The sequence below is a fragment of the Magnetospirillum sp. ME-1 genome, from assembly GCF_002105535.1.
Lineage (GTDB): Bacteria > Pseudomonadota > Alphaproteobacteria > Rhodospirillales > Magnetospirillaceae > Phaeospirillum.
The window spans coordinates 1,885,629-1,911,347 of the sequence record NZ_CP015848.1; the positions used below are offsets into that span (position 1 = coordinate 1,885,629).

At 65.4% G+C, this 25,719-nt stretch carries 22 protein-coding genes; 17 read left to right on the forward strand and 5 right to left on the reverse strand.

Going from position 1 to position 25,719, the window contains the following annotated elements; translation table 11 throughout:
* Positions 1–2: 2 nt before the first annotated feature.
* Positions 3–929, reverse strand: a complete 927-nt coding sequence (draG, locus tag WV31_RS08830; RefSeq protein WP_085373200.1) for an ADP-ribosyl-[dinitrogen reductase] hydrolase — start codon at positions 927–929, stop codon at positions 3–5.
* Positions 930–940: 11 nt separating this feature from the next.
* Positions 941–1,756 (reverse strand): NAD(+)--dinitrogen-reductase ADP-D-ribosyltransferase, encoded by an 816-nt coding sequence (locus tag WV31_RS08835; RefSeq protein WP_085373201.1) that lies wholly within the window; start codon positions 1,754–1,756, stop codon positions 941–943.
* 429 nt (positions 1,757–2,185) lie between these two features.
* On the opposite strand from WV31_RS08835, the gene nifH reads away from it, so the two are divergent.
* The 13 genes from nifH (at position 2,186) to nifW (ending at position 14,602) form a co-directional block, all read left to right on the forward strand.
* A complete protein-coding gene (gene nifH / locus WV31_RS08840) occupies positions 2,186–3,079 on the forward strand; it encodes a nitrogenase iron protein (RefSeq protein ID WP_145980786.1) in 894 nt (297 codons plus the stop codon).
* Between the two features lie 66 nt (positions 3,080–3,145).
* Complete coding sequence (nifD, locus tag WV31_RS08845; RefSeq protein WP_085373203.1) at positions 3,146–4,609, forward strand: nitrogenase molybdenum-iron protein alpha chain; 1,464 nt, start codon at positions 3,146–3,148, stop codon at positions 4,607–4,609.
* Between the two features lie 98 nt (positions 4,610–4,707).
* Positions 4,708–6,240 (forward strand): nitrogenase molybdenum-iron protein subunit beta, encoded by a 1,533-nt coding sequence (gene nifK, locus WV31_RS08850; protein ID WP_085373204.1) that lies wholly within the window; start codon positions 4,708–4,710, stop codon positions 6,238–6,240.
* Positions 6,241–6,442: 202 nt separating this feature from the next.
* Positions 6,443–7,786, forward strand: coding sequence for a hypothetical protein (locus WV31_RS08855; RefSeq protein ID WP_085373205.1), 1,344 nt, complete (start codon positions 6,443–6,445; stop codon positions 7,784–7,786).
* A 172-nt stretch (positions 7,787–7,958) separates the two neighbouring features.
* Positions 7,959–9,338, forward strand: a complete 1,380-nt coding sequence (gene nifE / locus WV31_RS08860) for a nitrogenase iron-molybdenum cofactor biosynthesis protein NifE (protein ID WP_085373206.1) — start codon at positions 7,959–7,961, stop codon at positions 9,336–9,338.
* A gap of 4 nt (positions 9,339–9,342) precedes the next feature.
* Positions 9,343–10,701: a nitrogenase iron-molybdenum cofactor biosynthesis protein NifN gene (gene nifN, locus WV31_RS08865; protein ID WP_085373207.1), complete on the forward strand. Its 1,359-nt coding sequence runs from the start codon at positions 9,343–9,345 to the stop codon at positions 10,699–10,701.
* Positions 10,702–10,753: 52 nt separating this feature from the next.
* Positions 10,754–11,173: a nitrogen fixation protein NifX gene (nifX, locus tag WV31_RS08870; protein WP_085373208.1), complete on the forward strand. Its 420-nt coding sequence runs from the start codon at positions 10,754–10,756 to the stop codon at positions 11,171–11,173.
* An 18-nt stretch (positions 11,174–11,191) separates the two neighbouring features.
* Positions 11,192–11,638, forward strand: a complete 447-nt coding sequence (locus WV31_RS08875) for a NifX-associated nitrogen fixation protein (RefSeq protein WP_085373209.1) — start codon at positions 11,192–11,194, stop codon at positions 11,636–11,638.
* A gap of 27 nt (positions 11,639–11,665) precedes the next feature.
* The gene (gene fdxB, locus WV31_RS08880; RefSeq protein ID WP_085373210.1) at positions 11,666–11,962 is read left to right on the forward strand and encodes a ferredoxin III, nif-specific; all 297 of its coding nucleotides are present in this window, start codon (positions 11,666–11,668) and stop codon (positions 11,960–11,962) included.
* A gap of 122 nt (positions 11,963–12,084) precedes the next feature.
* Positions 12,085–12,705: a nitrogen fixation protein NifQ gene (locus tag WV31_RS08885; RefSeq protein WP_085373211.1), complete on the forward strand. Its 621-nt coding sequence runs from the start codon at positions 12,085–12,087 to the stop codon at positions 12,703–12,705.
* 78 nt (positions 12,706–12,783) lie between these two features.
* Entirely contained in the window at positions 12,784–13,122 is a 339-nt protein-coding gene (locus tag WV31_RS08890; RefSeq protein ID WP_085373212.1) for a HesB/IscA family protein, read from the forward strand.
* Positions 13,123–13,133: 11 nt separating this feature from the next.
* Complete coding sequence (gene nifV / locus WV31_RS08895; protein ID WP_085373213.1) at positions 13,134–14,297, forward strand: homocitrate synthase; 1,164 nt, start codon at positions 13,134–13,136, stop codon at positions 14,295–14,297.
* Entirely contained in the window at positions 14,294–14,602 is a 309-nt protein-coding gene (gene nifW, locus WV31_RS08900) for a nitrogenase-stabilizing/protective protein NifW (RefSeq protein WP_085373214.1), read from the forward strand. Before nifV ends, nifW begins: the two co-directional genes overlap by 4 nt.
* Positions 14,603–14,807: 205 nt before the next feature.
* On the opposite strand, the gene clpB is transcribed toward nifW, so the two are convergent.
* Positions 14,808–17,399 (reverse strand): ATP-dependent chaperone ClpB, encoded by a 2,592-nt coding sequence (gene clpB / locus WV31_RS08905; protein ID WP_085373215.1) that lies wholly within the window; start codon positions 17,397–17,399, stop codon positions 14,808–14,810.
* A gap of 486 nt (positions 17,400–17,885) precedes the next feature.
* On the opposite strand from clpB, the gene WV31_RS08910 reads away from it, so the two are divergent.
* Complete coding sequence (locus WV31_RS08910) at positions 17,886–18,557, forward strand: Crp/Fnr family transcriptional regulator (protein ID WP_237051554.1); 672 nt, start codon at positions 17,886–17,888, stop codon at positions 18,555–18,557.
* 175 nt (positions 18,558–18,732) lie between these two features.
* The gene (locus tag WV31_RS08915) at positions 18,733–20,463 is read left to right on the forward strand and encodes a methyl-accepting chemotaxis protein (protein ID WP_085373217.1); all 1,731 of its coding nucleotides are present in this window, start codon (positions 18,733–18,735) and stop codon (positions 20,461–20,463) included.
* Between the two features lie 36 nt (positions 20,464–20,499).
* Here WV31_RS08915 and pyk read toward each other — a convergent pair whose 3' ends face one another.
* Both pyk and WV31_RS08925 read right to left on the reverse strand, forming a co-directional pair.
* Positions 20,500–21,960, reverse strand: coding sequence for a pyruvate kinase (gene pyk / locus WV31_RS08920; RefSeq protein WP_085373218.1), 1,461 nt, complete (start codon positions 21,958–21,960; stop codon positions 20,500–20,502).
* Between the two features lie 96 nt (positions 21,961–22,056).
* Complete coding sequence (locus tag WV31_RS08925) at positions 22,057–22,767, reverse strand: FadR/GntR family transcriptional regulator (protein ID WP_085373219.1); 711 nt, start codon at positions 22,765–22,767, stop codon at positions 22,057–22,059.
* Positions 22,768–22,941: 174 nt separating this feature from the next.
* Here WV31_RS08925 and WV31_RS08930 point away from each other — a divergent pair, with 174 nt between their 5' ends.
* Positions 22,942–24,096, forward strand: coding sequence for an ABC transporter substrate-binding protein (locus WV31_RS08930; protein ID WP_085373220.1), 1,155 nt, complete (start codon positions 22,942–22,944; stop codon positions 24,094–24,096).
* Between the two features lie 60 nt (positions 24,097–24,156).
* Complete coding sequence (locus WV31_RS08935) at positions 24,157–25,659, forward strand: benzoate-CoA ligase family protein (protein ID WP_085373221.1); 1,503 nt, start codon at positions 24,157–24,159, stop codon at positions 25,657–25,659.
* Positions 25,660–25,719: the final 60 nt, after the last annotated feature.

Consider the following 25,719-nt stretch of genomic DNA (forward strand, 5'->3'; position numbering starts at 1 on the left):
CCTTACGCCTTGTTCTTGAACGTGTCCGCCACCGCCAGCAGGGCCGGCACCTGGGTGCGGATCTCGTCGGCCACCGCCTTGTCCAGCTTGCTCAGCCATGCCGACGGAATCTCCCGCACGCCATAGGTGGCCCCGGCCAGCATGCCGGCGATGGCCCCGGTGGTGTCGGCGTCACCGCCCTGGTTGACCACCTCGATCAGGCAGTTGCGGAAGGAATCGGTCAGGAAATAGAAGTGCAGCACCGTCTGCATGGTATCGACGATATAGGCGGTGGACTGGCCGCGGAAGGTCTCGAACCGGAAGCATTTATGCTTCTCGACCAGGGCGTTGGCCTCGTCGCGCGCCGCCTTCATGCCCAGACCGGCCACCAGCGCCTGGGTCATGCGCCCCAGCGCCAGGGTGGCGTCGTCGGACAGGGGGTGGTGGTGGGTGACGTGGCTCTGGGTGACGGTCCAGTCCTCGAACAGGGCCGGGTTGCCCAGGGTGGCCAGGGCGATGGGAAGGTTGCGCATGGCCGCGCCGTTACCGGCGTCGCCCTCGCAATAGCCGCCATCCAGGGTGCCATGGGTCATGAAGCGGCGGATACCGCGCCGGCAGGTGTTGCCCACGTCCACCGGCCCGCCCTTCAGCCACAGGGCGAATTCGTCGCACACATCCTTGAGGTCCAGGTCCTGTTTGCGGACCAGCGAGCGGCCCAGGCACAGGCTCATCTCGGTGTCGTCGGTGACCTGGCCCGGAGCCAGGTGCAGCCAGCCGCCGCCGATCATCTTGCGGTGCAGGCCGTACTTCTCGCGGATTTCCCCCTTGGTCAGGAACTCGACGGTGGCCCCCAGGGCGTCGCCGACGGCAAAGCCCAGATAGGCGCCGAGCGCGCGTTCCTCCAGGCTTGGGCCGGATGAGGATGATCGGTCGAGGAAGGGCAATCGCATGGGAAATCCAATCAGAAATAGGCCGCGGCGACCTGGTAATCGCCACCGATCACCAGATACTCGCCCTCGCCCTTCAGGGGATGGACGGGCAGCAGAGTGTTGAAGAACAGGATCTTCACCGTCGGCACCCGGGCGGTGAGGATGGTGTCGCCGAAGCAATCGGCGACCGTGCGGTCCGACGAAAACGACGCCAGGTTGTTGAGGCGCATCACCACGGTCTTGCGGTCCAGGCGCTCGACCACCTGGTGCTCGTCGAAGGAATTGATGCCCCGATACAAGGTGACATGGGTCTGCCCCGGCGCGGCGAAGCGGGCCAGCGCCCACTGGCAGAACTCGTAGAGCATGTCGAGCTGGCAGTAGATGGAGTTGTTGTGAAAGCGGCTCGACATCTTCTCGTCCACATAGGTGGCCCAGCCCTGGGTCGAGAAGCGGGTGATCATCTCCTTGTGAAAGGTGGGAAACAGCCCGAAGCGGCTTTCCACCCAGCCTTTCAGCACGGCGCCCTCGGGGCCGTTGGAATCGTAGCCCCAGCCCTTCAGCAGCCGCAGGAAGCTGGAACGGTAGCGCCGGCGCGCACCCTTCAGTTCCTCCTGCTGCTCGGGATCGATGCCGAACATGGCCATCATGTATTTATAGAAGGCGTCGCCGGCATCCATCAGGCCGTCCGACCGGCCCAGCATCTCGAACAACTGCCCGTTCATCTCGCGCACGCCGGAAATGTGCAGCTCGCGCGGGTCCTCGTTGAAGGCCGCCGATCCCAGAAGGCTGGTGGACAGGCCCATCAGGTTGGTGCTGTGGCCGATGCTGTGCGCCCGCGCGTCGTTCATGTGTCAGCCGGAGCCCCTCTATAGTCGGACACGCCATCCTGACGACCAACGGGAGAAAGGATCTCATCCTGGTCCGGCATGTCCGGGACGGAACCGCCATTCCAAACGGAGATCCCTCGCCGCGCTCGGGATGACCTTACTTAACGGCCACCTCATGCAAGCTCCGTACCTTTTGGCACAAGCCGATGGGGCGGGGTGAAAACCCCCGGTCCTGTTGGGGTTGCAACACACGGACGGCGCTTTGTCGGATTCCGCACAGACGCACAAAAAGCGGGCACATGCCCGACACACACCATCATCACATTGTTTTTATTGAGTAAATTATTTTCGCTGCGCCGCACACAAACTTGGCACGCCCGTTGCGATGAGGAGACCGTGGCGGTGGCCGTGTCCTCGCCGAGCAAATTTTAGGCTAACCAGCGAAAGGAAATTCCCATGGTTCGTCAGATCGCTTTCTACGGCAAGGGCGGTATCGGCAAGTCCACCACCTCGCAGAACACCCTGGCCGCTCTCGTCGAGATGGGTCAGAAGATTCTCATCGTCGGCTGCGACCCCAAGGCCGACTCCACCCGTCTGATCCTCAACACCAAGCTGCAGGACACCGTGCTGCACCTGGCCGCCAAGGCCGGCTCGGTGGAAGACCTCGAACTCGAGGACGTGATGAAGATCGGCTACAAGGGCATCAAGTGCACCGAGTCGGGCGGCCCGGAGCCGGGCGTCGGCTGCGCCGGCCGCGGCGTGATCACCGCCATCAACTTCCTGGAAGAGAACGGCGCCTATGACGACGTGGACTACGTGTCCTACGACGTGCTGGGCGACGTAGTGTGCGGCGGCTTCGCCATGCCCATCCGCGAGAACAAGGCTCAGGAAATCTACATCGTCATGTCCGGCGAGATGATGGCCCTGTTCGCCGCCAACAACATCGCCAAGGGCATCCTGAAGTATGCCGGTTCGGGCGGCGTCCGCCTGGGCGGCCTGATCTGCAACGAGCGCCAGACCGACCGCGAGCTGGATCTGGCCGAGACCCTGGCCAAGCGCCTGAACACCCAGATGATCCACTTCGTGCCGCGCGACAACATCGTCCAGCACGCCGAACTGCGTCGTCAGACGGTGATCCAGTACAAGCCCGACTCCAAGCAGGCCGAGGAATATCGCCAGCTGGCCCAGAAGATCCATGCCAACGGCGGCAAGGGCACCATCCCGACCCCGATCACCATGGAAGAGCTGGAAGACATGCTGATCGAGTTCGGCATCATGAAGACCGACGAGCAGGCCCTGGCCGAACTGGCCGCCAAGGAAAAGTCGCTCTGCAGCGCGGGCTGATCCACAGGTAAACGGCGGGCCCTCCTAAAGGGTGGAGGGCCCACTCAAACACTGAAGGAGAGGGCCATGAGCCTCGATTACACCAACGATACCGCCGCCGCCGAGGCGCTGATCAAGGACGTCCTTGAAGCGTACCCGGAAAAGGCCGCCAAGCGCCGTTCCAAGCACCTCGCCGTCGCCAAGCCGGCCGAGGAGGAAGGCACCACCTCTTGCGGCGTCAAGTCCAACATCAAGTCCATCCCCGGCGTCATGACCATCCGTGGCTGTGCCTACGCCGGCTCCAAGGGCGTGGTGTGGGGCCCCGTCAAGGACATGGTCCACATCTCCCACGGTCCCGTCGGCTGCGGCCAGTATTCCTGGTCCCAGCGCCGCAACTACTTCAACGGCACCGTCGGCGTGGACTCCTTCGTCACCATGCAGGTGACCTCCGACTTCCAGGAACGCGACATCGTGTTCGGCGGCGACAAGAACCTGGACGCCATGATCGACGAGCTGGACACCATGTTCCCGCTGAACAAGGGCATCTCCATCCAGTCCGAGTGCCCCATCGGCCTGATCGGTGACGACATCGAGGCCGTGGCCAAGAAGAAGCACAAGGAAACCGGCAAGACCATCGTTCCGGTGCGGTGCGAAGGCTTCCGCGGCGTGTCCCAGTCGCTGGGCCACCACATCGCCAACGACGCCATCCGCGACTGGGTCTTCGACAAGCCCTCGCCCGAGGAAGCCTTCGTCCCCGGCCCCTACGACGTCAACCTGATCGCCGACTACAACATCGGCGGCGACGCCTGGCCCAGCCGCAAGCTGCTGGAAGAGATGGGCCTCAGGGTCATCGGCATGTGGTCCGGCGACGCCACCCTGTCCGAGATGGCGCGCGCGCCCAAGGCCAAGCTGAACCTCATCCACTGCTACCGGTCGATGAACTACATCTGCCGCCACATGGAAGAGAAGTACGGCATCAAGTGGGTGGAGTACAATTTCTTCGGCCCGAGCCAGATCGCCGCGTCTTTGCGCAAGATCGCCGCTCAGTTCGACGAGACCATCCAGAAGAAGGCCGAGGAGGTCATCGCCAGGTACCAGCCGCTGGTCGACGAGGTGGTCGCCAAGTACAAGGCCCGCCTGGAAGGCAAGACCGTGATGCTGTACGTGGGCGGCCTGCGTCCCCGTCACGTCGCCAACGCCTATGAAGACCTGGGCATGAAGATCGTCGGCACCGGCTATGAATTCGCCCACAACGACGACTATCAGCGCACCGGCCACTACGTGAAGGAAGGCACGCTGATCTACGACGACGTCACCGGCTACGAGCTGGAGAAGTTCATCGAGCAGATCCGCCCCGACCTGGTCGGCTCGGGCATCAAGGAAAAGTACGCCACCCAGAAGATGGGCGTGCCCTTCCGCCAGATGCACTCGTGGGACTATTCCGGCCCCTATCACGGCTATGACGGCTTCGCCATCTTCGCCCGCGATATGGACATGGCCATCAACAGCCCGGTCTGGAGCAAGTTCAAGGCCCCCTGGAAGGCCGCCTGACGCTCCGCATCAGACCTGTAACGCGTTGTTTTGCTTTAACTCCTCCCCGCGCATCGCCCAACAACCGGGGGCGCGGGGAGTTGAGAAGGAGAGAAGTCATGCCTCAGAGCGCCGAAAAGACCAAGGACCACGTCTCCCTGTTCCAGGAGCCCGAATACACGGAGATGTTCGCGGCCAAGAAGGCCCAGTTCGAATGCCGCCCCACCGACGAGGCGGTCGCCGCCCAGGCCGAGTACACCAAGACCTGGGAATACCGGGAAAAGAACTTCGCCCGTGAAAAGGCCGTCATCAACCCGGCCAAGGCCTGTCAGCCTCTGGGCGCGGTGTTCGCCGCCCAGGGCTTCGAGGAGACCATGCCCTATGTGCACGGCTCCCAGGGCTGCGTCGCCTACTTCCGCTCGCACCTCGCCCGCCACTTCAAGGAAGCCGTGCCCTGCGTGTCCGACTCCATGACCGAGGACGCGGCGGTGTTCGGTGGCCTGACCAACATCGTCGACGGCCTGCAGAACTCCTACACCCTGTACAAGCCCAAGATGATCGCCGTCTCCACCACCTGCATGGCGGAAGTCATCGGCGACGATCTGTCGGCCTTCATCGCCACCGCCAAGGAGAAGGAATCGGTTCCGGCCGACTTCGCCGTCCCCTTCGCCCACACCCCGTCCTTCGTCGGCAGCCACACCACCGGCTACGACAACATGATCAAGGGCGTGCTGAGCTACTTCTGGGACCGCGAGTCCGAAAAGACCCGCGGCAAGGTGACCGAGAAGATCAACATCATCCCGGGCTTCGATGGCTATGCGGTCGCCAACAACCGCGAACTGAAGCGCTACCTGGACACCATGGGGGTCGAGTACACCTTCATCTCCGACGTGTCGGACATCTACGACACCCCCTCGGACGGCACCTACCGCATGTATGACGGCGGTACCAAGCTGGACGACGTCCGCACCGCCATCGACGCCAAGGCCACCATCGCGCTGCAGCACGATTGCTCGGCCAAGTCGCTGGAATACATCGAGACCAAGGGCCAGCCCACCGCCAACTTCCGCTATCCCATGGGCGTGTCGGGCACCGACGCCCTGCTGATGAAGATCTCGGAACTGTCGGGCAAGCCGATCCCCGAGAGCATCGAGAAGGAGCGCGGCCGTCTGGTCGACGCCATGACCGACAGCCAGGCCTACCTGCACGGCAAGAAGGTCGCCGTGTTCGGTGATCCCGACTTCGTCTACGGCATGGTCTCCTTCCTGCTGGAAATGGGCTGCGAGCCGCTGCACTGCCTGTCCACCAACGGCGGCAAGGAATGGGTCGCGGCCATGGAAGCCCTGCTGGCCTCGTCGCCCTTCGGCGCCGGCTGCAAGGTCTACGCCGGCAAGGACCTGTGGCACATGCGGTCCCTGCTGTTCACCGAGCCCACCGATCTCTTGATCGGCAGCTCCTACGGCAAGTACCTGGAGAAGGACACCGGCATCCCCCTGATCCGCCTGACCTTCCCCATCTTCGACCGTCACCACCACCACCGCTTCCCCACCCTGGGCTACCAGGGCGCGCTGCGGGTCCTGGTGGAGATCCTGGACCGTATCTTCGAGGTCACCGACGCCTCGAGCGATATCTCCTACGACCTCACGCGCTGATCTCCCAGCCCTTCCGAAAAGCACGTGAGGACCGCCCCGGAGAGGAACCCGCCCTCTCCGGGGCTCTTCTTTTCGGATGACGAAGAGTAACGATACATATCATTTGTTGTTATTTATCTTAACATAACATCTATTTTGTTGACTGCCAACACTCATAAAGAGCGAAACTTGGCTTAAAAATTCCCATGAGGGAGGCTTTGCCATGAATATCAAATTCACGCTTGCAGCAATGACCTGTGCCGTCGCCATTTCAGGATGCGCCAGTCCGGCCGCTGTTCCGCCGCAATTCCCGGCCAAAGGGGCGAATCGCGCCGACCTGTCCCCCGACCCCACCAACTACATTCATCTCCATCTCAACAAGGAATGCATGCTGACCGACGAGACCCAGTGGGTCGGAACAAAGCAGATAAAAACCTGTGCGGCCGAAAAATTCAGGCCCCAGGCCGGCTATTACGCGCGCGTTGTCGGCTGGTGGACTCCCAATTCCCTGACAAATGATGGAAAACTGCAGCAAGTTGGAATCGGGGCTCCCGATTACGACAAAGAGCGTCGCACTTGGTTGGAGAGATTGCTCTGGGGCGAGAACACGACATTCTCGCTTGTCGCCAACATCGAGGTGCATTCACGGCTAAACTACAGAGCTCCAATTCCGCTGTACTCGGTAAGCCACAGCAGCGGCAAGGAGGGAGAAGGGTTTGACGTCAACCTCAAGGACATTTGGTACAGCCCCCTGATCCGTGTCACCGCCGATACCCGTCTGACCACCGAGGTTGTCGCCCACTACAAGAAAGAGATTAAGACCGGGGCCGTGTCTGCGGCCCTGCGGGTAGCCGAGGTGGCCGCCGGCCAATTGGCGCCGGGCGGCTCGCTTCTGACCAGCCTCAACATTGATCAGGTGCGGAAGGAGGCAAAGGTCTGGGATACGGCAATCAGCCAAATGTCCAGCAGCGACACCAATGAGACCAGAGGCGGAACCTCTCTGGCAAAGACCTGGGACGCCAACAAGACAGTCGTTGTCAGCCTGCTGGCTCCTGGCTCATCCGGCGCCATGATGCCGGAACGGCTGATTGGTTCCTGGTCGTTCACCATGGAAAAGCCACGCATGTCGCTGTTCAGCGCCAACAATTGTCTACTCCAGGCAAACATCAAGGAAGGGTGTGCAAAAGAGGTGATCGAGGCCATCACTCCCCCGCTGGTCCTCAACGAAATGGTTGGCCCCGACACGACTTTGATCGGCGCATTGCGGAAGAAGGATTGGTATGGCCAGGCACTGATCGCCATGAACGCCAAGAATGGCAATCCCAGCCAGTTCTGCCAGCAAGTCATCCAGGCAGCCGATGATTTTGGACTCAATGCCGTCGATGCCAAGCTTCTGTTGTGGGCCCTTCAATCGGGTGAGCCTCTGGGCGACACCATGCGCGACCTCTTATTCAAGGACAAATTCTGCCAGAAGCAACTGAAGCCCTTCGTCTTCGGCGCGTCCGAGAGCATTGCAGTGGAGGAGATTTCCCCCTATACGCCCCAATCCGTCACTCCTGGGCAATAATCCTCCCCTTAACCCGATATTGCGGCCATCATTCCTTTTTCCGACACCGGCCATTGTCGCACTTGCGACAATGGCCGGCTGGCGTTTAAGCGCAATCCAGCATTTTCGCCATTTTTCATGATGGCACGGCCCTTGCGAGACGGAGTTCGAACCGTTTCAAGCGAGGCCCACCATGCTGAAGGCCAAGATCGCCGAACTGATGAACGAGCCCGGCTGCGCCAAGAATCAGGCCAAGTCCGAGGGTGAGCGCAAGAAGGGCTGCGGCAAGTCCCTCGTCCCCGGAGCCGCTGCGGGGGGATGCGCCTTCGACGGCGCCAAGATCGCGCTGCAGCCCATCACCGACGTGGTCCATCTGGTCCACGGCCCCATCGCCTGCGAGGGCAATTCCTGGGACGGCCGCAATTCGTGGAGCACCGGTTCGGATCTCTACCGCCGGGGCTTCACCACTGACCTCACCAACCTGGACATCATCGCCGGCGGCGAGAAGAAGCTCTACAAGGCCATCAAACAGGCCATCGCGCGGCACAACCCGCCCGCGGTGTTCGTCTACCAGACCTGTGTCGGCTCGCTGATCGGCGACGACGTGGACGCCGTCTGCCGCGCCGCCACCCAGCGCCTTGGCACCCCGGTCATTCCCATCAATTCGCCCGGCTTCGTCGGCTCGAAGAACCTCGGCAACCGCTTAGGGGGAGACGCCCTGTTCGAGCATGTGATCGGCACGCTGCAGCCCGACGATGCCGGGCCTTGCGACATCAACATCCTGGGCGAGTACAACGTGGCGGGCGAGTTGGACCAGTTCCGCCCCCTGCTGGCCAAACTCGGCATCCGGCTGCGCGCCTCCATCACCGGCGACGCCCGCTACCGCGAGGTGGCGGCGGCCCACACCGCCAGGGCCAACATGGTGCTGTGCTCCCAGGCGCTGGTGACCCTGGCGCGCAAGATGAAGGAGACGTGGGGCATCCCCTACTTCGAAGGTTCGTTCTACGGCATCTCCGACACCTCGGACGCCCTTCGCAACATCGCCCGCATGCTGGTCGAGCAGGGCGCCGACCCGACGCTCACCGCCCGCACCGAAGCGCTGATCGCCGAGGAGGAGGCCAAGGCCTGGGCGCGGCTCGAGCCCTACAAGGCCCGCCTTTCGGGGCGCAAGGTGCTGCTCTACACCGGCGGCGTCAAAAGCTGGTCGGTGATCCAGGCCCTGCAGGAAGTGGGCATGGAGGTGGTGGGCTCCTCGGTGCGCAAGGCCACCGAGGCCGACAAGTCCAAGGCGCTGGAGCGCCTGGGCGGCGACGAGGACAAGCTGGCCGACGCCATCACGCCCAGGGACATGTACGCCATGTTCAAGGAGGGCCGGGCCGACATGATGCTGTCGGGCGGACGCTCGCAGTTCGTGGCCTTGAAGGCCCGCACGCCGTGGATCGACATCAATCAGGAACGCCACCACGGCTACGCCGCCTATGACGGCATGGTCGCCCTGGTGCGCGCCATCGATCTTTCCATCAACAGCCCCATCTGGGCGCAGGTCCGCGCCCCCGCCCCCTGGGAGGCCTGAGACCATGGCCCTGATCATCGACCACAACAAGGCGCTTTCCACCAGCCCTCTCAAGGTCAGCGCGCCCCTGGGCGCCGCGCTGGCCTTCATGGGGATGAAGGGCTGCCTGCCCATGTTCCACGGCTCCCAGGGCTGCACCGCCTTCGCCCTGGTGATGATGGTCCGCCACTTCCGCGAGGCCATCCCGCTGCAGACCACCGCCATGAACGAGATCAGCACCATCCTGGGCGGCATGGATCAGGTGGAGGAAGGGCTGCTGAACATCGCCAAGCGCGCCAAACCGGAAATCATCGGCCTGATCTCCACCGCGCTGACCGAGACCCGGGGCGAGGACATGGCCGGCGACGTCAAGGTCATCCGGGCGCGCAACAAGGAGTTGTCCGACATCGCCGTGGTCGACGTCTCGGCCCCCGACTTCTCGGGCTCGCTGGAGACCGGCTGGGGCAAGGCGGTGACCGCCATCATCAAGTCCCTGGCCCGCCCCTCGGGCAACCATGCCAGGCTCGACCGGGTCAACCTGCTGCCCGGCGCCCACCTCACCCCCGGCGATGTCGAGGCCTTGAAGGACATCATCGCCGATTTCGGCCTGGAAGCCATGGTGCTGCCCGATCTGTCGGACTCGCTCGACGGCCACGTCCCCGATGCCTACACCCCCACCACCCTGGGCGGCACCCCCATCGCCGGCGTGCGCGAGATGGGCCGGGCGCGCCTCACCATCGCCATCGGCGAGCACATGCGCATTGCCGCCAAGACCGCCGAATCCATTACCGGCGTGCCCTCCATCGTGCTCGACCGGGTCACCGGCCTGGACGCCGTGGACCGCCTGATGGTCTGCCTGTCCACGGTGGCGGGCATTCCCGTTCCCGCCCGCCAGCGCCGCGCCCGCTCGCAGCTGGTCGACGCCATGCTGGACGGCCACTTCTATTTCGGCGGCCGCTCCGTCGCCATCGCCGCCGAACCCGCGCTTCTTTGGAGCATGGGCCGGCTTGCCACCGACATGGGCGCGACGATCGCGGCGGCCGTCACCACCCAGCCGGTCCCCATGCTGGCCGAACTGGCGGCCGAGCGGGTGATCGTCGGCGATTTCGAGGATCTGGAGGACCAGATCCTGGAAGCCGGCGGCGCCGACCTGATCATCGCCAATTCCAACGGCCGCCAGGTGGCGGCCCATCACGGCATTGCGCTGTTCCGCGCCGGCTTTCCGGTGTTCGACCGATTGGGCGCCGCCCATCTGACCACGGCCGGATACCGGGGGACGCGCGACCTGATCACCCAATTGGGCAACATCCTGATGGAACGGCCCGGACATGCACACGAGCCCTCGGAGCACGCCCATGGCCACCAGAGTGCTGCGGCTGGTTGATCCCGCCGCCTCCCCTCACCAGGGATCGAGACCGAAGATCAAAGGAGGTCACATGAGAATCGCCGTCGCCACCCAGGACCGCCAGCGCGTGGACGCCCACTTCGCCAGCGCCAAGACCTTCATGTTCTACGACATCGGCCCCGAGGGGCACACCTTCCTGGAAGCCGTGCAGTTCGACAATGTCTCGGCCGAGGACGGCAACCACAAGGAAGACGGCGAGGACCGCCTGGCCGCCAAGATCAGCGCGCTGGAAGGCGCATCGCTGCTGTTCTGCCGCGCCATCGGCGGCCCGGCGGCGGCCCGTGTGGTCCGCGCCCGCGTCCACCCCATCAAGCTGCCCGCCGACGAGGCCATCTCCGACGTCATCGACCGGGTGCGGACCATGCTGAAGGGCAACCCGCCGCCCTGGCTGAGAAAGGCCATGCGCGACGGCGAGGCCGGCGACGAACGTTTCATCGACGACGACGAATAGACATCAGGAGTCTCCGCCATGACCGCCACCGCCACCCAGGACCCCTTCATCAAGACCCTGCTGATGTTCATCCGCGCCCACGACCAGTCGGGGGCCTGGGACAACGAATCCGACGAGGACGTGCTGGCGCCCTACATCCTGTCCAAGGAGCAGCGCCGCGAGATCCCCCTGTTCGGCGATCCCGACCCGGACATCCTGTGGCGGGTGGAGCAGTACTTCAACGCCATCGCCATGGCCATCGAGACCGAGAGCGGCCACGCCGTCGCCCCCATCATGAAGATCCATCACGAAGGCTGGGGCCGGGTGATCCTCACCGCCGGCAAGCTGGTGGCGGTCAACGCCTATATGCGCGAGTTGCACCGCTTCGGCTTCGATTCGGCCGAGGAGATGAGTGCCAAGGCCGGCAAGCTCATCGCCGAGGGTGTGGCCACCATCGCCAGGTTCCCCGAAGTCGCCGCCGCCTGAAATCCTCGCAAGCAAAGGAACAACGCCATGTCGCTGCGCACCTTCTCCACCCGCGACGGCACCCCGTGGGTGCCGAAGTATCTCACCGCCATCTCCGACGAGCTGTGCATCGGCTGCGGCCGCTGCTTCAAGGTCTGTACCCAGGCCGTCATGAAGCTGATGGGCATCAACGAGGACGACGAGATGTGCGACCCCTTCGACGATTCGGAAGAGATCGTGCGCAAGGTCATGACCATGGACAAGGCCGGCAGCTGCATCGGCTGCGGCTCGTGCAACGCGGTGTGCGGCACCAACGCCCAGACCCACGAGGCGGTGCCGGCGTAAGGGACCACGTGTCATCCCGAGCCCTGGCGAGGGATCTTTCAGGCAAGACCGGCAACCGTCTGATGCTGAAAGATCCTTCGGCTTCGCCTCAGGATGACAATTCCGGACAGGAGGACAGCACAATGGCCAAGGAAACCTATTCCCGCCTGATGTCCGGCCCGGGAAGCGGCGATCCCTTCGACCGCCACCTGTTCGCCTGCGCCATCGCCATGGCCCTGTCCAGCCCGGGCGAGAGCCTGACCGTCGGACTGGGGCTTTCCGAGGAAGGACTGGCCGCCCTGGTGGGCCGTCACTTCCCCCATGCGCCGGGCCTGCTGTCCGGCCTGTCGCTGTCGGGCCACGGCGACAAGCCCCTGACCATCGAGGAGCCGGACCTGCGCGCCCTGCTGCTCGAGCACCGGACCCGCGGCCTGATCGAAGAGGAATGGCTGGCCCATATCGTGGCGCGGCGCTGCCTGGGCTCCAACCATCTGTGGCAGGATCTGGGGCTGACCAGCCGCGCCGACCTGTCGGGGCTGATGCGCCGCCATTTCCTCGGGCTGGCCGAGCTGAACAGCCGCGACATGAAGTGGAAGAAGTTCTTCTACCGCGAACTGTGCCAGCGCGAAGGCGTGCTGATCTGCAAATCCCCCAATTGCGAGGTCTGCACCGATTACGCCCATTGCTTCGGGGCCGAGGACGGGGTGGCGCTGCTTGTCGCAAAGCCGACATTGTCGGATTCCGTCCCGGCCACTATCGTTTAATTTCAACCGATTAACACTTGGCACCCTTCTTGCTGATCCAGGATCACAGACAATCCATCCGGCAAGGAGGACACAGTCATGATGAACCTGACCGACAAGGCCATCGACGTCATCCGCGAGGTCTGCAACGGCGAGTTCCAGGGTCTTCGGATCATGGTCAACAAGGGCTGTTCGGGCTTTTCCTACAACATGGGCCTGGAGGAAGCCGCCGCCGAGGGGGATCAGGTGCTGGAATTCTCCGACGTCAAGGTGTTCCTCGACCCCGGCTCGGCCCTGTGGCTGACGGGCGCCACCATGGATTACGTGGACAATTCCTCCATGGGCTCGGGCTTCGTGTTCGACAATCCCAACCAGCCCCCCGCCCCCACCGCCACCTCGGGCGGCGGCTGTTCCTGCGGCATCAAGACCTGCGGCTGAGGAGAACGGCCATGACGGAGGCCGCCACCATCGTCATGCCCCCCTTCGTGGTGATGAACGATACGACCTTGCGCGACGGCGAGCAGACCGCCGGCGTCGCCTTCAGCCTGGACGAGAAGCTGGACATCGCCAGGGCGCTGGACATCGCCGGCGTGCCCGAGATCGAGGTGGGCATTCCCGCCATGGGGCCGGAAGAACAGGCCGCCATCGCCAAGGTGGCCGGTCTGGGGCTCAAGGCCCGCCTGATCGCCTGGTGCCGCATGCGGGACGACGACCTGGAAGCGGCAACCCGTTGCAATGTCGCCACCGTCAACCTGTCCATCCCGGTCTCCGACCTGCAGCTGGCCGCCAAGCTGGGCCGCGACCGCGCCTGGGCGCTGGGCCATATCCGCGTCATGGTGGCCAAGGCCCGCGCCATGGGCTTCGACGTGCTGGTGGGCGGCGAGGACAGCTCGCGCGCCGATCCCGCCTTCCTGGCCGAGGTGGTGCGGGCCTGCGAGGCGGCCGGGGCCCAGCGCTTCCGCTTCGCCGACACGCTGGGCATCATGGACCCCTTCGCCGTGCATGATTCCTTCAAGGCCCTGCGCGCCGCCTGTTCCATCGAGCTGGAAATCCACGCCCACGACGATCTGGGGCTGGCCACCGCCAATTCCCTGGCCGCCGTCCGGGGCGGCGCCACCCATGTCAGCACCACGGTCAACGGCCTGGGCGAGCGGGCCGGCAACGCGCCGCTGGAGGAAGTGGTGGTGGCGCTGGGCCACCTCTACGGCCTTGAGACCGGCATCGACAAGCGCCAGTTGGGCCGCGTGTCGCGGCTGGTGGCCGACGCCTCGGGCCGCCCGGTGCCGGTGGACAAGAGCATCGTCGGCGAGAACATCTTCACCCACGAATCCGGCATCCATGTCAGCGGCCTGCTGCGCGACCCGCGCACCTACCAGGCCCTCGACCCCGCCGAATTGGGCCGCGGCCACCGGCTGGTGCTGGGCAAGCATTCGGGGCTGACCTCGGTGCTGCACGCCTGCCGCGAGATCGGCCTGGAGGTGGATGCGGCGAAGGCCCGCACCATGCTGGCCCAGGTGCGCCGCCACGCCTCGACCACCAAGACCGTTCCCACCGCCGACGATCTGCGCCGTTTCGCCGGCACCGCCACCGCCCTCATGGGAGCCCCGTCATGATCCTCGACACCCTTGCCACCCTGTCGTCCGCCGAGCAGTTCTTCGAGACCCTGCGGGTCCCCTTCGAGCAATCGGTGGTCAATGTCAGCCGCCTGCACATCCTGAAGCGCTTTCGCGAAGTGCTCGGCAGCACCGATCTGGACGGCCTGGCCGAATACGAGGTGGAGGCGGTATGCCGCGCCGCCCTGATCGAGGCCTACGAGGATTTCGCCGAAGGGCGCGGCGTCAAGACCTTCAAGGTCTTCAAGGACGCCCATCCCGGTTTCGTCGCCTTGAGCGATATCCGCCCCATGGCGGCGCGGTAGGCCCTCAACGCCCCCTAAAAAGGCGATCGGGCCGCCGCTTTCGCGACGGCCCGACCAGACCGGTACTCCCGGGGGGGATGGGGGGGAGAGGAGCACCGGCAAGACTTAAGAAGTCGGCTTCTAGCACGACCGGGAAAAGCTGCGCCACAAATTCAGCTACCGCATACCGGAATAGCAGCTATGTCCTTCCGTGCAGGTGGGACATTCACACCTCATCGCCTGTAATTCTTCCGTTCAGGAGCAGCCCGCCTTCGGCCGCCGTGACCGCCACGGTATCGCCATCCTTGACCGTGCCTTCCAGAATCTGCCCGGCCAGGGGATTCTGCAGGGCGCGCTGGATCACCCGCTTCAAGGGCCGCGCCCCGTAGACCGGGTCGTAGCCCTTTTCCGCCAGCCATTCCATGGCGTTATCGTCCAGTGTCAGCGTGATCTTGCGGTCGGCCAGCAAGGCGCGCAGGCGCTTGAGCTGGATATCGACGATACCCGACATGTCGCCGCGTCCCAGGCGGTGGAACAGCAGGATCTCGTCCAGGCGGTTGAGGAATTCGGGGCGGAAGTTGGCGCGCACCACCTCCATGACCTCGGCACGCACCTCGGCCGAATCGTGCCCCTCCTCCTGATTGGCCAAGATGTCCGACCCCAGGTTGGAGGTCAGCACGATCAGGGTGTTGCGGAAATCCACCGTCCTGCCCTGGCCGTCGGTCAGCCGCCCGTCGTCGAGCACCTGCAGCAGCACGTTGAAGACGTCGGGGTGGGCCTTCTCCACCTCGTCGAACAGAATCACCTGATAGGGGCGCCGCCGCACCGCCTCGGTCAGGGCGCCACCCTCCTCGTAGCCCACATAGCCGGGCGGCGCGCCGATCAGGCGGGCCACCGAGTGCTTTTCCATGTACTCGCTCATGTCCATGCGGACCATGGCGGTCTCGTCGTCGAACAGGAACTCGGCCAGGGCCTTGGTCAGTTCCGTCTTGCCCACGCCGGTGGGGCCTAAGAACAGGAACGAGCCGATGGGGCGGTTGGGGTCCTGCAGACCGGCGCGGGCCCGGCGCACGGCGTTGGACACCGCCACCAGCGCCTCGTTCTGGCCCACCACCCGGGTCTTGAGACGGGATTCCATGCCCAGAAGCTTGTCACGCTCGCCCTGCAGCATCTTCTCCACCGGAATGCCGGTCCAGCGCGACACGACGGAAGCGATGTGCTCCTCGGTCACCGATTCGGTCAGCATGCGTTGGCCCGAGGCGCCGCCCCCCTCGATGCGCTTTTCCAGATCGGGAATGACGCCGAATTTCAGCTCGCCCGCCCTGGCCCAATTGGAAGCGCGCTCGGCGTTGGCCAGTTCGATGCGGGCTTCCTCCAGCTGTTCCTTGACCTTGGTGGAATCGGCCAGCTGGTTCTTTTCCGCCCGCCAGCGCTCGGACATGTCGAAGGATTCGCGCTCGAGCTGGGTCAGTTCCACCTCCAGCTTGCCCAGGCGGTCCTTGGATCCGGCGTCGCTTTCCTTCTTCAACGCCTCGCGCTCGATCTTCAGCTGGACGATGCGGCGGTCCAGCTCGTCCAGGGCCTCGGGCTTGGAATCGATCTGCATGCGCAGCCGGGACGCCGCCTCGTCCACCAGATCGATGGCCTTGTCGGGCAGGAAGCGATCGGTGATGTAGCGGTTGGACAGCGTTGCCGCCGAGACCAATGCGCCGTCGGCGATGCGCACCCCGTGGTGCAGTTCGTACTTCTCCTTCAGGCCGCGCAGGATGGAGACGGTATCCTCCACCCCCGGCTCGGAGACGAAGACCGGCTGGAAGCGCCGCGCCAGGGCGGCGTCCTTTTCCACATGCTTCCGGTACTCGTTCAGCGTGGTGGCGCCGATGCAGTGCAGTTCGCCCCTGGCCAAGGCGGGCTTCAGCAGGTTGGAGGCGTCCATGGAGCCTTCCGCCGCCCCCGCCCCGATCAGGGTGTGCATCTCGTCGATGAACAGGATGACCTCGCCATTGGCCGCCGTCACCTCGGTCAGCACCGCCTTCAGGCGCTCCTCGAACTCACCGCGGAACTTGGCCCCGGCCACCAGGGCGCCGAGGTCGAGGACCATCAGGCGCTTGTTCTTCAGGGTCTCGGGCACGTCGCCGTTAACGATGCGGCTGGCCAGCCCCTCCACGATGGCGGTCTTGCCCACGCCGGGCTCGCCGATCAGCACCGGATTGTTCTTGGTGCGGCGCGACAGCACCTGGATGGTGCGCCGGATCTCCTCGTCGCGGCCGATGACCGGGTCGAGCTTGCCGTCACGCGCCGCCTGGGTCAGGTCGCGGGCGTATTTCTTCAGGGCGTCGTAGCTGTCCTCGGCGGAAGCCGAATTGGCCTTGCGGCCTTTCCTCACCTCCTCGATGGCGTGGTTCAGTCCCTGGGGCGTCAGCCCGGCATCGGCCAGCGCCCTGGCCGCCGGCGTGCCGGTGGCGAGCGCGAGCGCCAGCAGCAGGCGTTCGGCGGTGACGAAGGAATCGCCCGCCTTGTCGGCCAGTTGCACCGCCTGATCCAGCAGGCGGGCCAGTTCCGGGGTGAGGTGGACGCCGCCGGCGCCGGGGCCTTCCACCTTGGGGATCTTGGCCAGCTCGGCCTCGACGCCCTTCAGCGCCCGGACGGGATCGCCGCCGGCGGCACGGATCAGGTTGGCGGCCAGGCCCTCCTTGTCGGCCAGCAGGACCTGGGCCAGGTGTTCCGGGGTCAGGCGCTGGTGGCCGCTGCGCAGCGCCAGGGTCTGAGCCGATTGAATGAAGCCCTTGCAGCGTTCGGTAAACTTCTCGAAATCCATCTTTGCCCTCTTCGTTCGAGCGGCGGCTGGATCGTCCCTTAAGACAGGCAACGATCCAGGCGGTTGTCTTGGCTCCGATTGATATGGAGCATTTCGGGGATGCCGCAAGCGCGTCTTAGGGGGGCGACCACGAATTCGTCAAATCCCTTAGGGAGAATATGGTTGAAGGCCACTTCCCCAGCTTCCAGAATGCAGACGGCAAGGGGTTCGAGGTCACGATTCCATCCAGAATTATTAAAATTCATCACAAAATGTAATCCCGCCGTAATCTTGGACAGGTGGCGACGTTGCCCATTTTTTGCACTGCGATAGAGTAGGTCGTCCGTATAGTTTTAGAACTATTCCTTATCGAATATTTTTTTCTTGATTTGAATCGCCAATCATCCTGACATCTGCCGTGCTATATTCCTGGTGAGGGAGAGCCGAATGGGCGCGTCAAAGACTTGCAGCGGATGTGAGGCGTGGTCCTCGCCTCGACGCGAGCCGATGCGCGACGTGCTGGGCAAGCGCTGCCCCTTCCCCACCCTGTCGTCCCGCTTTTCCGTCGCCAAGGGCAAGAACCTCTACCACCAGGGCGATCTGGTGGGGGGCGCCTATTCCCTGGCCACCGGCATGGTGGCTTTGGAGCGGGTGGACGAGGAAGGCGAGCTGGTCATCCTCAAGATCCTCCACCCCGGCGCCTTCTTTCCCTGCGCCAACATGCTGGGCGGCGGCATCCATGAAAGCTCGGCCCGCGCGCTGACCGAGATTACCGGCTGCTTCGTGCCGGCCGAGCGCCTCAACACCGCGTTGCAGGAGGACCCGTCGGTGGGGCTGGCGCTGCTGCGGCTCAGCTCGGCGGAAATCCGCGAGAACGAGGACGCCATCTTCCGCCTGTGCAGCGCCGACCTGCCCGACCGGGTGCTGTCCACCCTGGCCACCCTGGCCACCGAGACCGGGGGACGCGACGCCAACGGCGACCTGTCGCTCACCCTGCCCATCTCGTGGCGGGATCTGGCCGCCATGGTGGGAACCGGCCCCGAGGTGATCTCGCGCCTGCTGCGCCGTCTGGCCGATGCCGGCCGCCTCAGCTTCCACGGCCGCCACGTCACCCTGCACGCCGAGCCGTCCCGCCACATCCCCCTGTCCGGCCACGGCGGCCCCCTCTCCTATTCCTGAGCAACGATATTTCCTTGCCGAACCGCCCGCGGCGAGCGGGCGGTAATAGGATATTGCATTCTCATGACGGCTTGGTTAGTTTATTTGACCATTCCGCCAGACAAGGTCTCTATCCTGAACCAGGCGGCATTCCGCATGATGGAGTCCCCATGCGCACCACCGGCCGCCCCTTGCCATGACCATCGAATTCGATACCCGCTTCGGCCAGGAACTGTGCGAGGTCTTCTCGGCCGAGCTCGGCCTGGTGTGCAGCTTCATGGGCGAGGAAGGCCGCATCGTCGCCTCCAGCGTCAAGGAACGCATCGGCACCACCCACGCCATCGCGGCGCGCATCATGCGCGGCGAGATGGACGAGTACGGGGTCACCAGGGAAGAGGCCGCCAAGTCTTCGGGCATGCGCGAAGGCGTCAACATGGGCGTCGATTTCGAAGGAAGCCGGCTGATCAATTTCGGCATCGCCGGGCCCTTAGAGACCGTGCGCCCCCTGGCCCGCATCGTGCGGTTCTGCGTCACCTCGCTCCTTCGCATCCGCCAGGAGGAAACCACCATCGTCGCCGCCTTCGCCCGCGAGACCGGCGGCATCGGCAAGCAGATGATCGAGATCGCCGAGGACATCGACGAGGTGGCGACCAGGGTCGCCGACCAGCACACCCTGCTGGCCGAGTTGCAGCAGGGCATCCGCGCCCTGTCGGAAGCCAACGAACGCATCGTCGCCGCCATGGACGAAACCCTGTCGGGCGCCACCGCCGCCTCGGCCGAGGCAGAAACCTCCCAGCAGCGGGTCAGGGGCTCGCTGGGCGGCATCGACGACGTGGTGCGCATGGTCACCGACGGGCGCGGCCTGCTCTTGGAATTGCAGGACGCCATGAGCAGCGTGGTGGGCGTGGCCCAGGGCATCGGCCACATCGCCCGCCAGACCAACCTGCTGGCCTTGAACGCCACCATCGAGGCGGCCCGGGCGGGGGAACACGGCAAGGGCTTCGCCGTGGTGGCCGGCGAGGTCAAGGAACTGTCGCGCCGGGCCGGATCGGCCAGCGCCGAGATCCGAAAGACCCTGGAGGGGCTGACCGGCACCGCCGGCAAGCTGGTGGAGCAAGGCGACCAGAGCGCCACCAAGGCCAGCGGCCTGACCGCCGAGACCGCCGCCATCGCCGACGCCATGGACCACATCCGCGCCTCGCTGGCCGAGATGGCCGGGCGGGTGGAGAACGTGGCCGGCGACGCCACCTCCATCCACGACCGCTCGTCGGAACTGTCGGCCGAGATCGACCAGGCCGCCGCCGGGCTGGCCGAGTTCAAGACCCGCCTGGATGACGCCCGCAACCGCCTGCAGGACCTGCTGGGCGCCGGCGAGCGGCTGGTGGTGCTGACCGCCCAGGCCGGCATCGAGACGCCGGAAACCCCCTTCGTCGCCCTGGCGCGCGAAAAGGCCAGGGACATCGGTGCCCTGTTCGAGCAGGAACTGGCCAAGGGAACCCTCTCGGCCGCCGATCTGTTCGACGAGGATTACCGGGCGGTGGCGGGGAGCAACCCCACCCAGTACGCCACCCGCTTTTCCGACTTCACCGACCGGGTGCTGCCCGCCATTCAGGACGGGGTAAAGGCGGGCAACGACCGCATCGTGTTCTGCGCCGCCGTGGACCGCAACGGCTACCTGCCCACCCACAACGCCGAGTTCTCGAAGCCCCAGGGGGCGGACCCGGCCTGGAACGCCGCACACTGCCGCAACCGCCGCAAGTTCGACGATGCCGTGGGCCTCAAGGCGGCGCGGGCCACCGATCCCTTCACCGTGCAGAGCTATCGCCGCGACATGGGCAACGGCCGCCAGGCCCTGATGCTGGACGTCTCCGCCCCCATCATGGTGAACGGCCGCCACTGGGGCGCGCTCAGGCTGGGCTACGTGTAGGCGAGATGCGGGCGTCGTGACGCTCGCATCTCGCCATCAATCCGAATTGTGCCTGTGGTGGTTGCCGTGATCTTCCACCTCGGCCACCCGCAGGATGTTGGTGGTGCCCGAATGGCCGAAGGGCACGCCGGCGGTGATCACCACCCGGTCGCCGACGCGGGCGAAGCCCTCGCTTTGGGCGAAGTTCACCGCCTTGCTCACCATTTCGGTGAAGCTGCGCACGTCCTTGGCCATGATGGAATGAGCCCCCCACACCAGGGCCATCTGGCGCGCCACCTCGATGTCGGCGGTCACCGACAGGATCGGCTGCTCGGGCCGTTCGCGGGCGGCGCGCAGCGTGGTCGAGCCCGACGAGGTAAAGGTGACGATGGCCGCCGCCCCCAGGGTATGGGCCACCTGGCGGGCCGCGGCGCTGATGGCGTCCCGCGTGGTGTGCTCGGGGTCCAGCCGCGACGCGTCGGTGATGATCTGGTAGTTCTTGTCGTGCTCCACCTGCCCGATGATGCGGTCCATCATGGTCACCGCCTCCACCGGATATTCGCCCGAGGCGGTTTCCGCCGACAGCATCACCGCATCCGAACCGTCATAGACGGCGGTGGCCACGTCCGAGGCCTCGGCCCGGGTGGGCGACGGCGCATGGACCATGGAATCCAGCATCTGGGTGGCGACCACCACCGGCTTGCCCGCCCGGCGGCAGGCCTTGATGATGCGCTTTTGCAGGATCGGCACCGTCTCGGGCGGGCATTCCACGCCCAGATCGCCGCGGGCTACCATCACCGCGTCCGACCATTCGATGATCGAGGCCAGGTGCTCGATGGCCGAGGGCTTTTCCAGCTTGGACAGGATGCGCACCCGCGACCCCACATAGGAGCCGATCAGGCGCCGCGCCTCCTGCACGTCCGAGGGGCGCTGCACGAAGGACAGCGCGATCCAGTCGGCCCCCATCTCCACGGCGAATTCCAGGTCGCGGCGGTCCTTCTCGGTGAGCGGCGAGATGGGCAGCATGACGCCCGGCACGTTGACGCCCTTGTGGTTGGAGATCTCGCCGCCCACCGTCACGCGGGTCTCGGCGAAGTCGGGACCACAGGATTCCACGGTCAGGCGCAGCTTGCCATCGTCGATCAGAAGGTCGCTGCCGGGCTTCAGGGCCGCGAACACCTCGGGATGATGAAGGGGGGCGCGGACGGCGGTGCCCAGGGCGTCGTCCATGTCCAGGCGGAAGGCGGCGCCGGTTTCCAGCCGGGCGCGGCCGCCCTCGAAATCGCCGACGCGGAGCTTGGGCCCCTGCAGGTCGGCCAGGATGGCGATGGGCCGCTTCACCTTCTTTTCCAGCTCGCGGATGGTGAAGATGCGCTTCTTGTGGTCGTCGTGGCTGCCGTGGCTGAAATTCAGGCGGAAGACGTCGGCCCCGGCCAGGAACAGGGCCTCGATGGCCTCGGACGTCGAGGAGGCCGGGCCCAGAGTGGCGATGATCTTCGCATTGCGTGCGCGTCGCATATGATTCCCCAATGGTACTTCCCGCCGCCCAGCATAGCAGAGGCGCCATGGGCGGCAACCACGCCTATGTCTCAACGTCGTGACGGAATTCCGATATTACAACGCCTGTCGGCCGTAGCGGGTCAGCACGAAGCCCAGATGGGAGCGCATGGCGGCTTCCGCCGCCACCGGGTCCCTGGCCTTCACCGCCTCGAAGATGGCACGGTGCTGGCCTAAGATCACCCGATCATCCTCGCGCGATGGGAACAGTTCGTAGCGGTGATAGTCCACCATCTGGTGCAGGATGCCCCTGATCACCGCCATGATGTGGAGGTAGATTCCCGATCCCGACGCCTTGGCGATGGCCAGGTGGAAGCAGACGTCGTTCTCGCTCTTGTGCGCCCCGCCGGCCATGTCGGCCTCGGTGGCCGCCATGATGCGGGCCAATTCGGCCAGATCCTCGTCCGAGCGGTTGAGCGCGGCGCGCCCCACCGCCCAGGCCTCGAGAATGGCCCGGATCTCCGCCAGGTCATGCAGATTGTCGCGGTTGACGCGGACCAGTTCCAGCATGCCGGGGTCCATGGCCGCCGAACTGGCGATCACCCGGGTGCCGCCGCCCTGGACGGCGTCCAGCAGTCCCTGGGTCTTCAGGGATTGCAGCGCGGCGCGGATGGAGACGCGGCTGACCCCCATCTCTTCCGCCAATTGCCGCTCGCCGGGCAGACGGTGGCCCGGTCCCCATTCGCCCGACGCGATGCGGGCGAGAATCCGGTCGGTGACCTGATCCGATATGCGCGTGCCGTTCCCGGCCTTGGGCTTGGAGTTCATGATCCACGCCCCCCACTTCTTCGTTATGCTTTAGATGGTGCGCCCACCCCGAGGCGGCGTCAAGCCGTGGCGAGCGCACTTTCGGACTTCGCTTTTACGTAATTCGGTACTACAATACCGACAAAAATAAGAAGTGATTAGCCTGGATAAATCATACGAAGTGGGAGGAACTTCATGAATTGGAAGCGTACGGCCGGGGCTGCCCTGGCGGTGATGACGGGCGTTTGCGCGGCGACTGCCGCACTCGCCGCCGAGCCCATCAAGATCGGCATGTTTCTGTCGGTCACCGGGCAGATGTCGCCCATGGGCGACCCGCAGAAGCGCACCTTCGACTACATGATCGACAAGGTCAACGCCCAGGGCGGCGTGCTGGGGCGCAAGATCGAAGCCATCATCTATGACGACGGGTCCGAGCCGGAAAAGGCCGCCACCTTCGTCAAGCGCCTGATCGACAACGACAAGGTGGACATCATCATCGGCGGGTCGGGCACGCCCACCTCCATGGCGGTTCTCGGCCTGATCGAGCGCGCCGAGATTCCCTACATGTCGCTGGGCGGCGGCACCGCCATCGGCGACCCGGTGCGCAAGTGGACCTTCAAGTTCCCGCAATCCGACCGGCTGGCCGCCGAGAAGGTGCTGGCCGACCTGAAGAAGCGCGGCCTGACCAAGATCGCCCTGCTGTCGGAAAACGTCGGCTTCGGCAAGTCCGGCCATGACCAGACCGTCAAGCTGGCGCCCCAGTACGGCGTCGAGATCCTGATCGACGAGGTCTATTCGCCCAAGGACCCGGACGTCACCCCGCAGCTGACCAAGATCCGCGGCACGGCCGGCGTGCAGGCCCTGTTCATCTTCGGCACCGGCACCGGCCCCGCCGTCGCCACCAAGAACCTGAAGCAGCTGGGTCTGACCCTTCCGGTCTACCAGTCCCACGGCGTGGCCTCGAAGGAGTTCCTGCGTCTGGTCGGCACCGCCGCCGACGGCACCCGCCTGCCGGCCGGCGCCCAGGCGGTGGCCGAGCAGCTGCCCGCCACGGACCGCCAGAAGAAGGTGGTCATGGACTTCAAGAAGGAATACGAGGAGCGCAACAAGCCGCTGGAAGTCAGCCCGCTGCCCGGTCACGGCCTCGACGCCCTGATGATGGCCGTGGACGCCTTCAAGCGTGCCGGCACCACCGACAAGGCCAAGGTCCGCGACGCCATCGAGCAGACCAAGGACTTCGTCGCCACCACCGGCATCTACACCTACTCGCCCACCGACCACATGGGTCTGGGTCTCGAATCCTTCAAAATGGTCGAGATCAAGAACGGTGACTGGGTCCTGGTGGAATAGCCGGACGTCGATAAAGGCGAGCCGCGTCATGCGGCTCGCCACCCTTTTCGGGGTGAATTCATGAACGCAGCCGACGAAATTCTCGGCCCCAGCCTCGGCTCGGGTCGCGGGGAGAGCCTTGCCATCATCTGCGGCGGGCAGACCCTGACCTATGATCAGCTGAACCGGTTGGCCTGCCGCTTCGGCAACGCCATGCTGGCCGCCGGCGTCAAGCGCCAGCAGCCGGTCCTGCTGCTGCTCGACGATGGCCCCGAGCTGGTGGCGGCCTATCTGGGCGCCATGAAGGCCGGGCTGGTGGCGGTGGCGCTCAACACCCGCCTGGCGGCCAAGGACCTGTCCCATGCCCTGGGCGACAGCGGCTCGCCGCTGCTGCTGGCCGAAAGCGCGCTGAAGGATCTGGCCGCCGAATCCCTGGCCATGGCCCGCGCCTCGGCCCGCATGGTGACCACCGACGATTTCGCCGGTTTCCTGGCGGGCGCCTCCGACCAATTGTCCTCGGCCGACATGTCGCCCGAGGATATGGCCCTGTGGATGTACACCTCGGGCACCACCGGCCAGCCCAAGGGCGCCGTGCATGTCCACGGCTCGATCCCTTTGGGCGAGCGCCATGTGCGCGAGAATCTGGGCGTCCTGCCCGGCGACCGCATCTTCTCGACGTCAAAGCTGTTCTTCGCCTATCCCCTGGGCCATTGCCTGATCGGCGCGCTGCGCTGTGGCGCAACCCTGGTGCTGCATCGCGGCTGGCCCGACGCGGCGGCCGCCGCCGAGGTCATCGAGCGTACCCGGCCCAAGGTGGTGCTGTCCGTCCCCTCGCTCTACCGCATCATGCTGAAGGACAGCGTGGCGTCTTCCGAGGCGTTCAGGACCGTGCGCACCTGGGTCTCGGCGGGCGAGAACCTGCCGGCCGAGCTGTGCCGCCGCTGGATGGAGGAGACCGGCGGGCTGATGCTGGAAGGCATCGGCGCCACCGAAGCACTGTTCCTGTTCATCGCCAGCACGCCCACGGCCATGAAGCCCGGCGCCTGCGGCCGGCCGCTGCCCTGGGCCGAGGCCCAGTTGCGCACGCCGTCGGGCGAGATCATCACCACGCCCGACACCCCCGGCGATCTGTGGGTGCGCATGGACTCGCTGTTCCGCCGCTACCACAACCGCCCCGACGTCACCCAACGGGTGCTCAAAGACGGCTGGTGGAAGACCGGCGACGTGTTCAGCATGGATGCCGAGGGCTGGTGGAGCCCCCAGGGGCGCTCCGACGACATGATCAAGGTATCGGGCCAGTGGGTCAGCCCCGCCGAGGTGGAAGAGGCCGCCCTGATGGTGCCGGGCGTCGCCGACGCCGTGGCGGTGGGCATTCCCAACGAGGATGGGCTGGTCCGCCTGGTGCTCTATGCCGTGCCGGAACCGGGCGAGCGCGAGCCGGTGCTGGAAACCCGCATCGTCGATACCCTGCGCTCGAAGCTGGCCATCTACAAATGCCCGCGTACCGTCCGCTTCCTCGAGGTGATTCCCCGCACCGCCACCGGCAAGGTGCAGCGGTTCAAGCTGCGCGAGGCGGGGGGCTGAGGCGATAACGGGGCTCCCGCCCCGGCCCCGGCTGGAGGCGATGCCCCCAGACCTCCCTTT

Bases quoted from the DNA above. Each gene is read 5' to 3' on its own strand.
- WV31_RS08930 (WP_085373220.1), top strand. From the start codon at position 22,942: ATGAATTGGAAGCGTACGGCCGGGGCTGCCCTGGCGGTGATGACGGGC.
- WV31_RS08835 (WP_085373201.1), bottom strand. From the start codon at position 1,756: ATGAACGACGCGCGGGCGCACAGCATCGGCCACAGCACCAACCTGATG.
- fdxB (WP_085373210.1), top strand. From the start codon at position 11,666: ATGTCGCTGCGCACCTTCTCCACCCGCGACGGCACCCCGTGGGTGCCG.
- nifK (WP_085373204.1), top strand. From the start codon at position 4,708: ATGCCTCAGAGCGCCGAAAAGACCAAGGACCACGTCTCCCTGTTCCAG.
- WV31_RS08875 (WP_085373209.1), top strand. From the start codon at position 11,192: ATGACCGCCACCGCCACCCAGGACCCCTTCATCAAGACCCTGCTGATG.
- clpB (WP_085373215.1), bottom strand. From the start codon at position 17,399: ATGGATTTCGAGAAGTTTACCGAACGCTGCAAGGGCTTCATTCAATCG.
- WV31_RS08915 (WP_085373217.1), top strand. From the start codon at position 18,733: ATGACCATCGAATTCGATACCCGCTTCGGCCAGGAACTGTGCGAGGTC.
- WV31_RS08890 (WP_085373212.1), top strand. From the start codon at position 12,784: ATGATGAACCTGACCGACAAGGCCATCGACGTCATCCGCGAGGTCTGC.
- nifE (WP_085373206.1), top strand. From the start codon at position 7,959: ATGCTGAAGGCCAAGATCGCCGAACTGATGAACGAGCCCGGCTGCGCC.
- pyk (WP_085373218.1), bottom strand. From the start codon at position 21,960: ATGCGACGCGCACGCAATGCGAAGATCATCGCCACTCTGGGCCCGGCC.
- nifW (WP_085373214.1), top strand. From the start codon at position 14,294: ATGATCCTCGACACCCTTGCCACCCTGTCGTCCGCCGAGCAGTTCTTC.
- nifX (WP_085373208.1), top strand. From the start codon at position 10,754: ATGAGAATCGCCGTCGCCACCCAGGACCGCCAGCGCGTGGACGCCCAC.
- WV31_RS08925 (WP_085373219.1), bottom strand. From the start codon at position 22,767: ATGAACTCCAAGCCCAAGGCCGGGAACGGCACGCGCATATCGGATCAG.
- nifN (WP_085373207.1), top strand. From the start codon at position 9,343: ATGGCCCTGATCATCGACCACAACAAGGCGCTTTCCACCAGCCCTCTC.
- nifV (WP_085373213.1), top strand. From the start codon at position 13,134: ATGACGGAGGCCGCCACCATCGTCATGCCCCCCTTCGTGGTGATGAAC.
- draG (WP_085373200.1), bottom strand. From the start codon at position 929: ATGCGATTGCCCTTCCTCGACCGATCATCCTCATCCGGCCCAAGCCTG.
- WV31_RS08910 (WP_237051554.1), top strand. From the start codon at position 17,886: ATGCGCGACGTGCTGGGCAAGCGCTGCCCCTTCCCCACCCTGTCGTCC.
- nifD (WP_085373203.1), top strand. From the start codon at position 3,146: ATGAGCCTCGATTACACCAACGATACCGCCGCCGCCGAGGCGCTGATC.
- WV31_RS08935 (WP_085373221.1), top strand. From the start codon at position 24,157: ATGAACGCAGCCGACGAAATTCTCGGCCCCAGCCTCGGCTCGGGTCGC.
- WV31_RS08885 (WP_085373211.1), top strand. From the start codon at position 12,085: ATGGCCAAGGAAACCTATTCCCGCCTGATGTCCGGCCCGGGAAGCGGC.
- WV31_RS08855 (WP_085373205.1), top strand. From the start codon at position 6,443: ATGAATATCAAATTCACGCTTGCAGCAATGACCTGTGCCGTCGCCATT.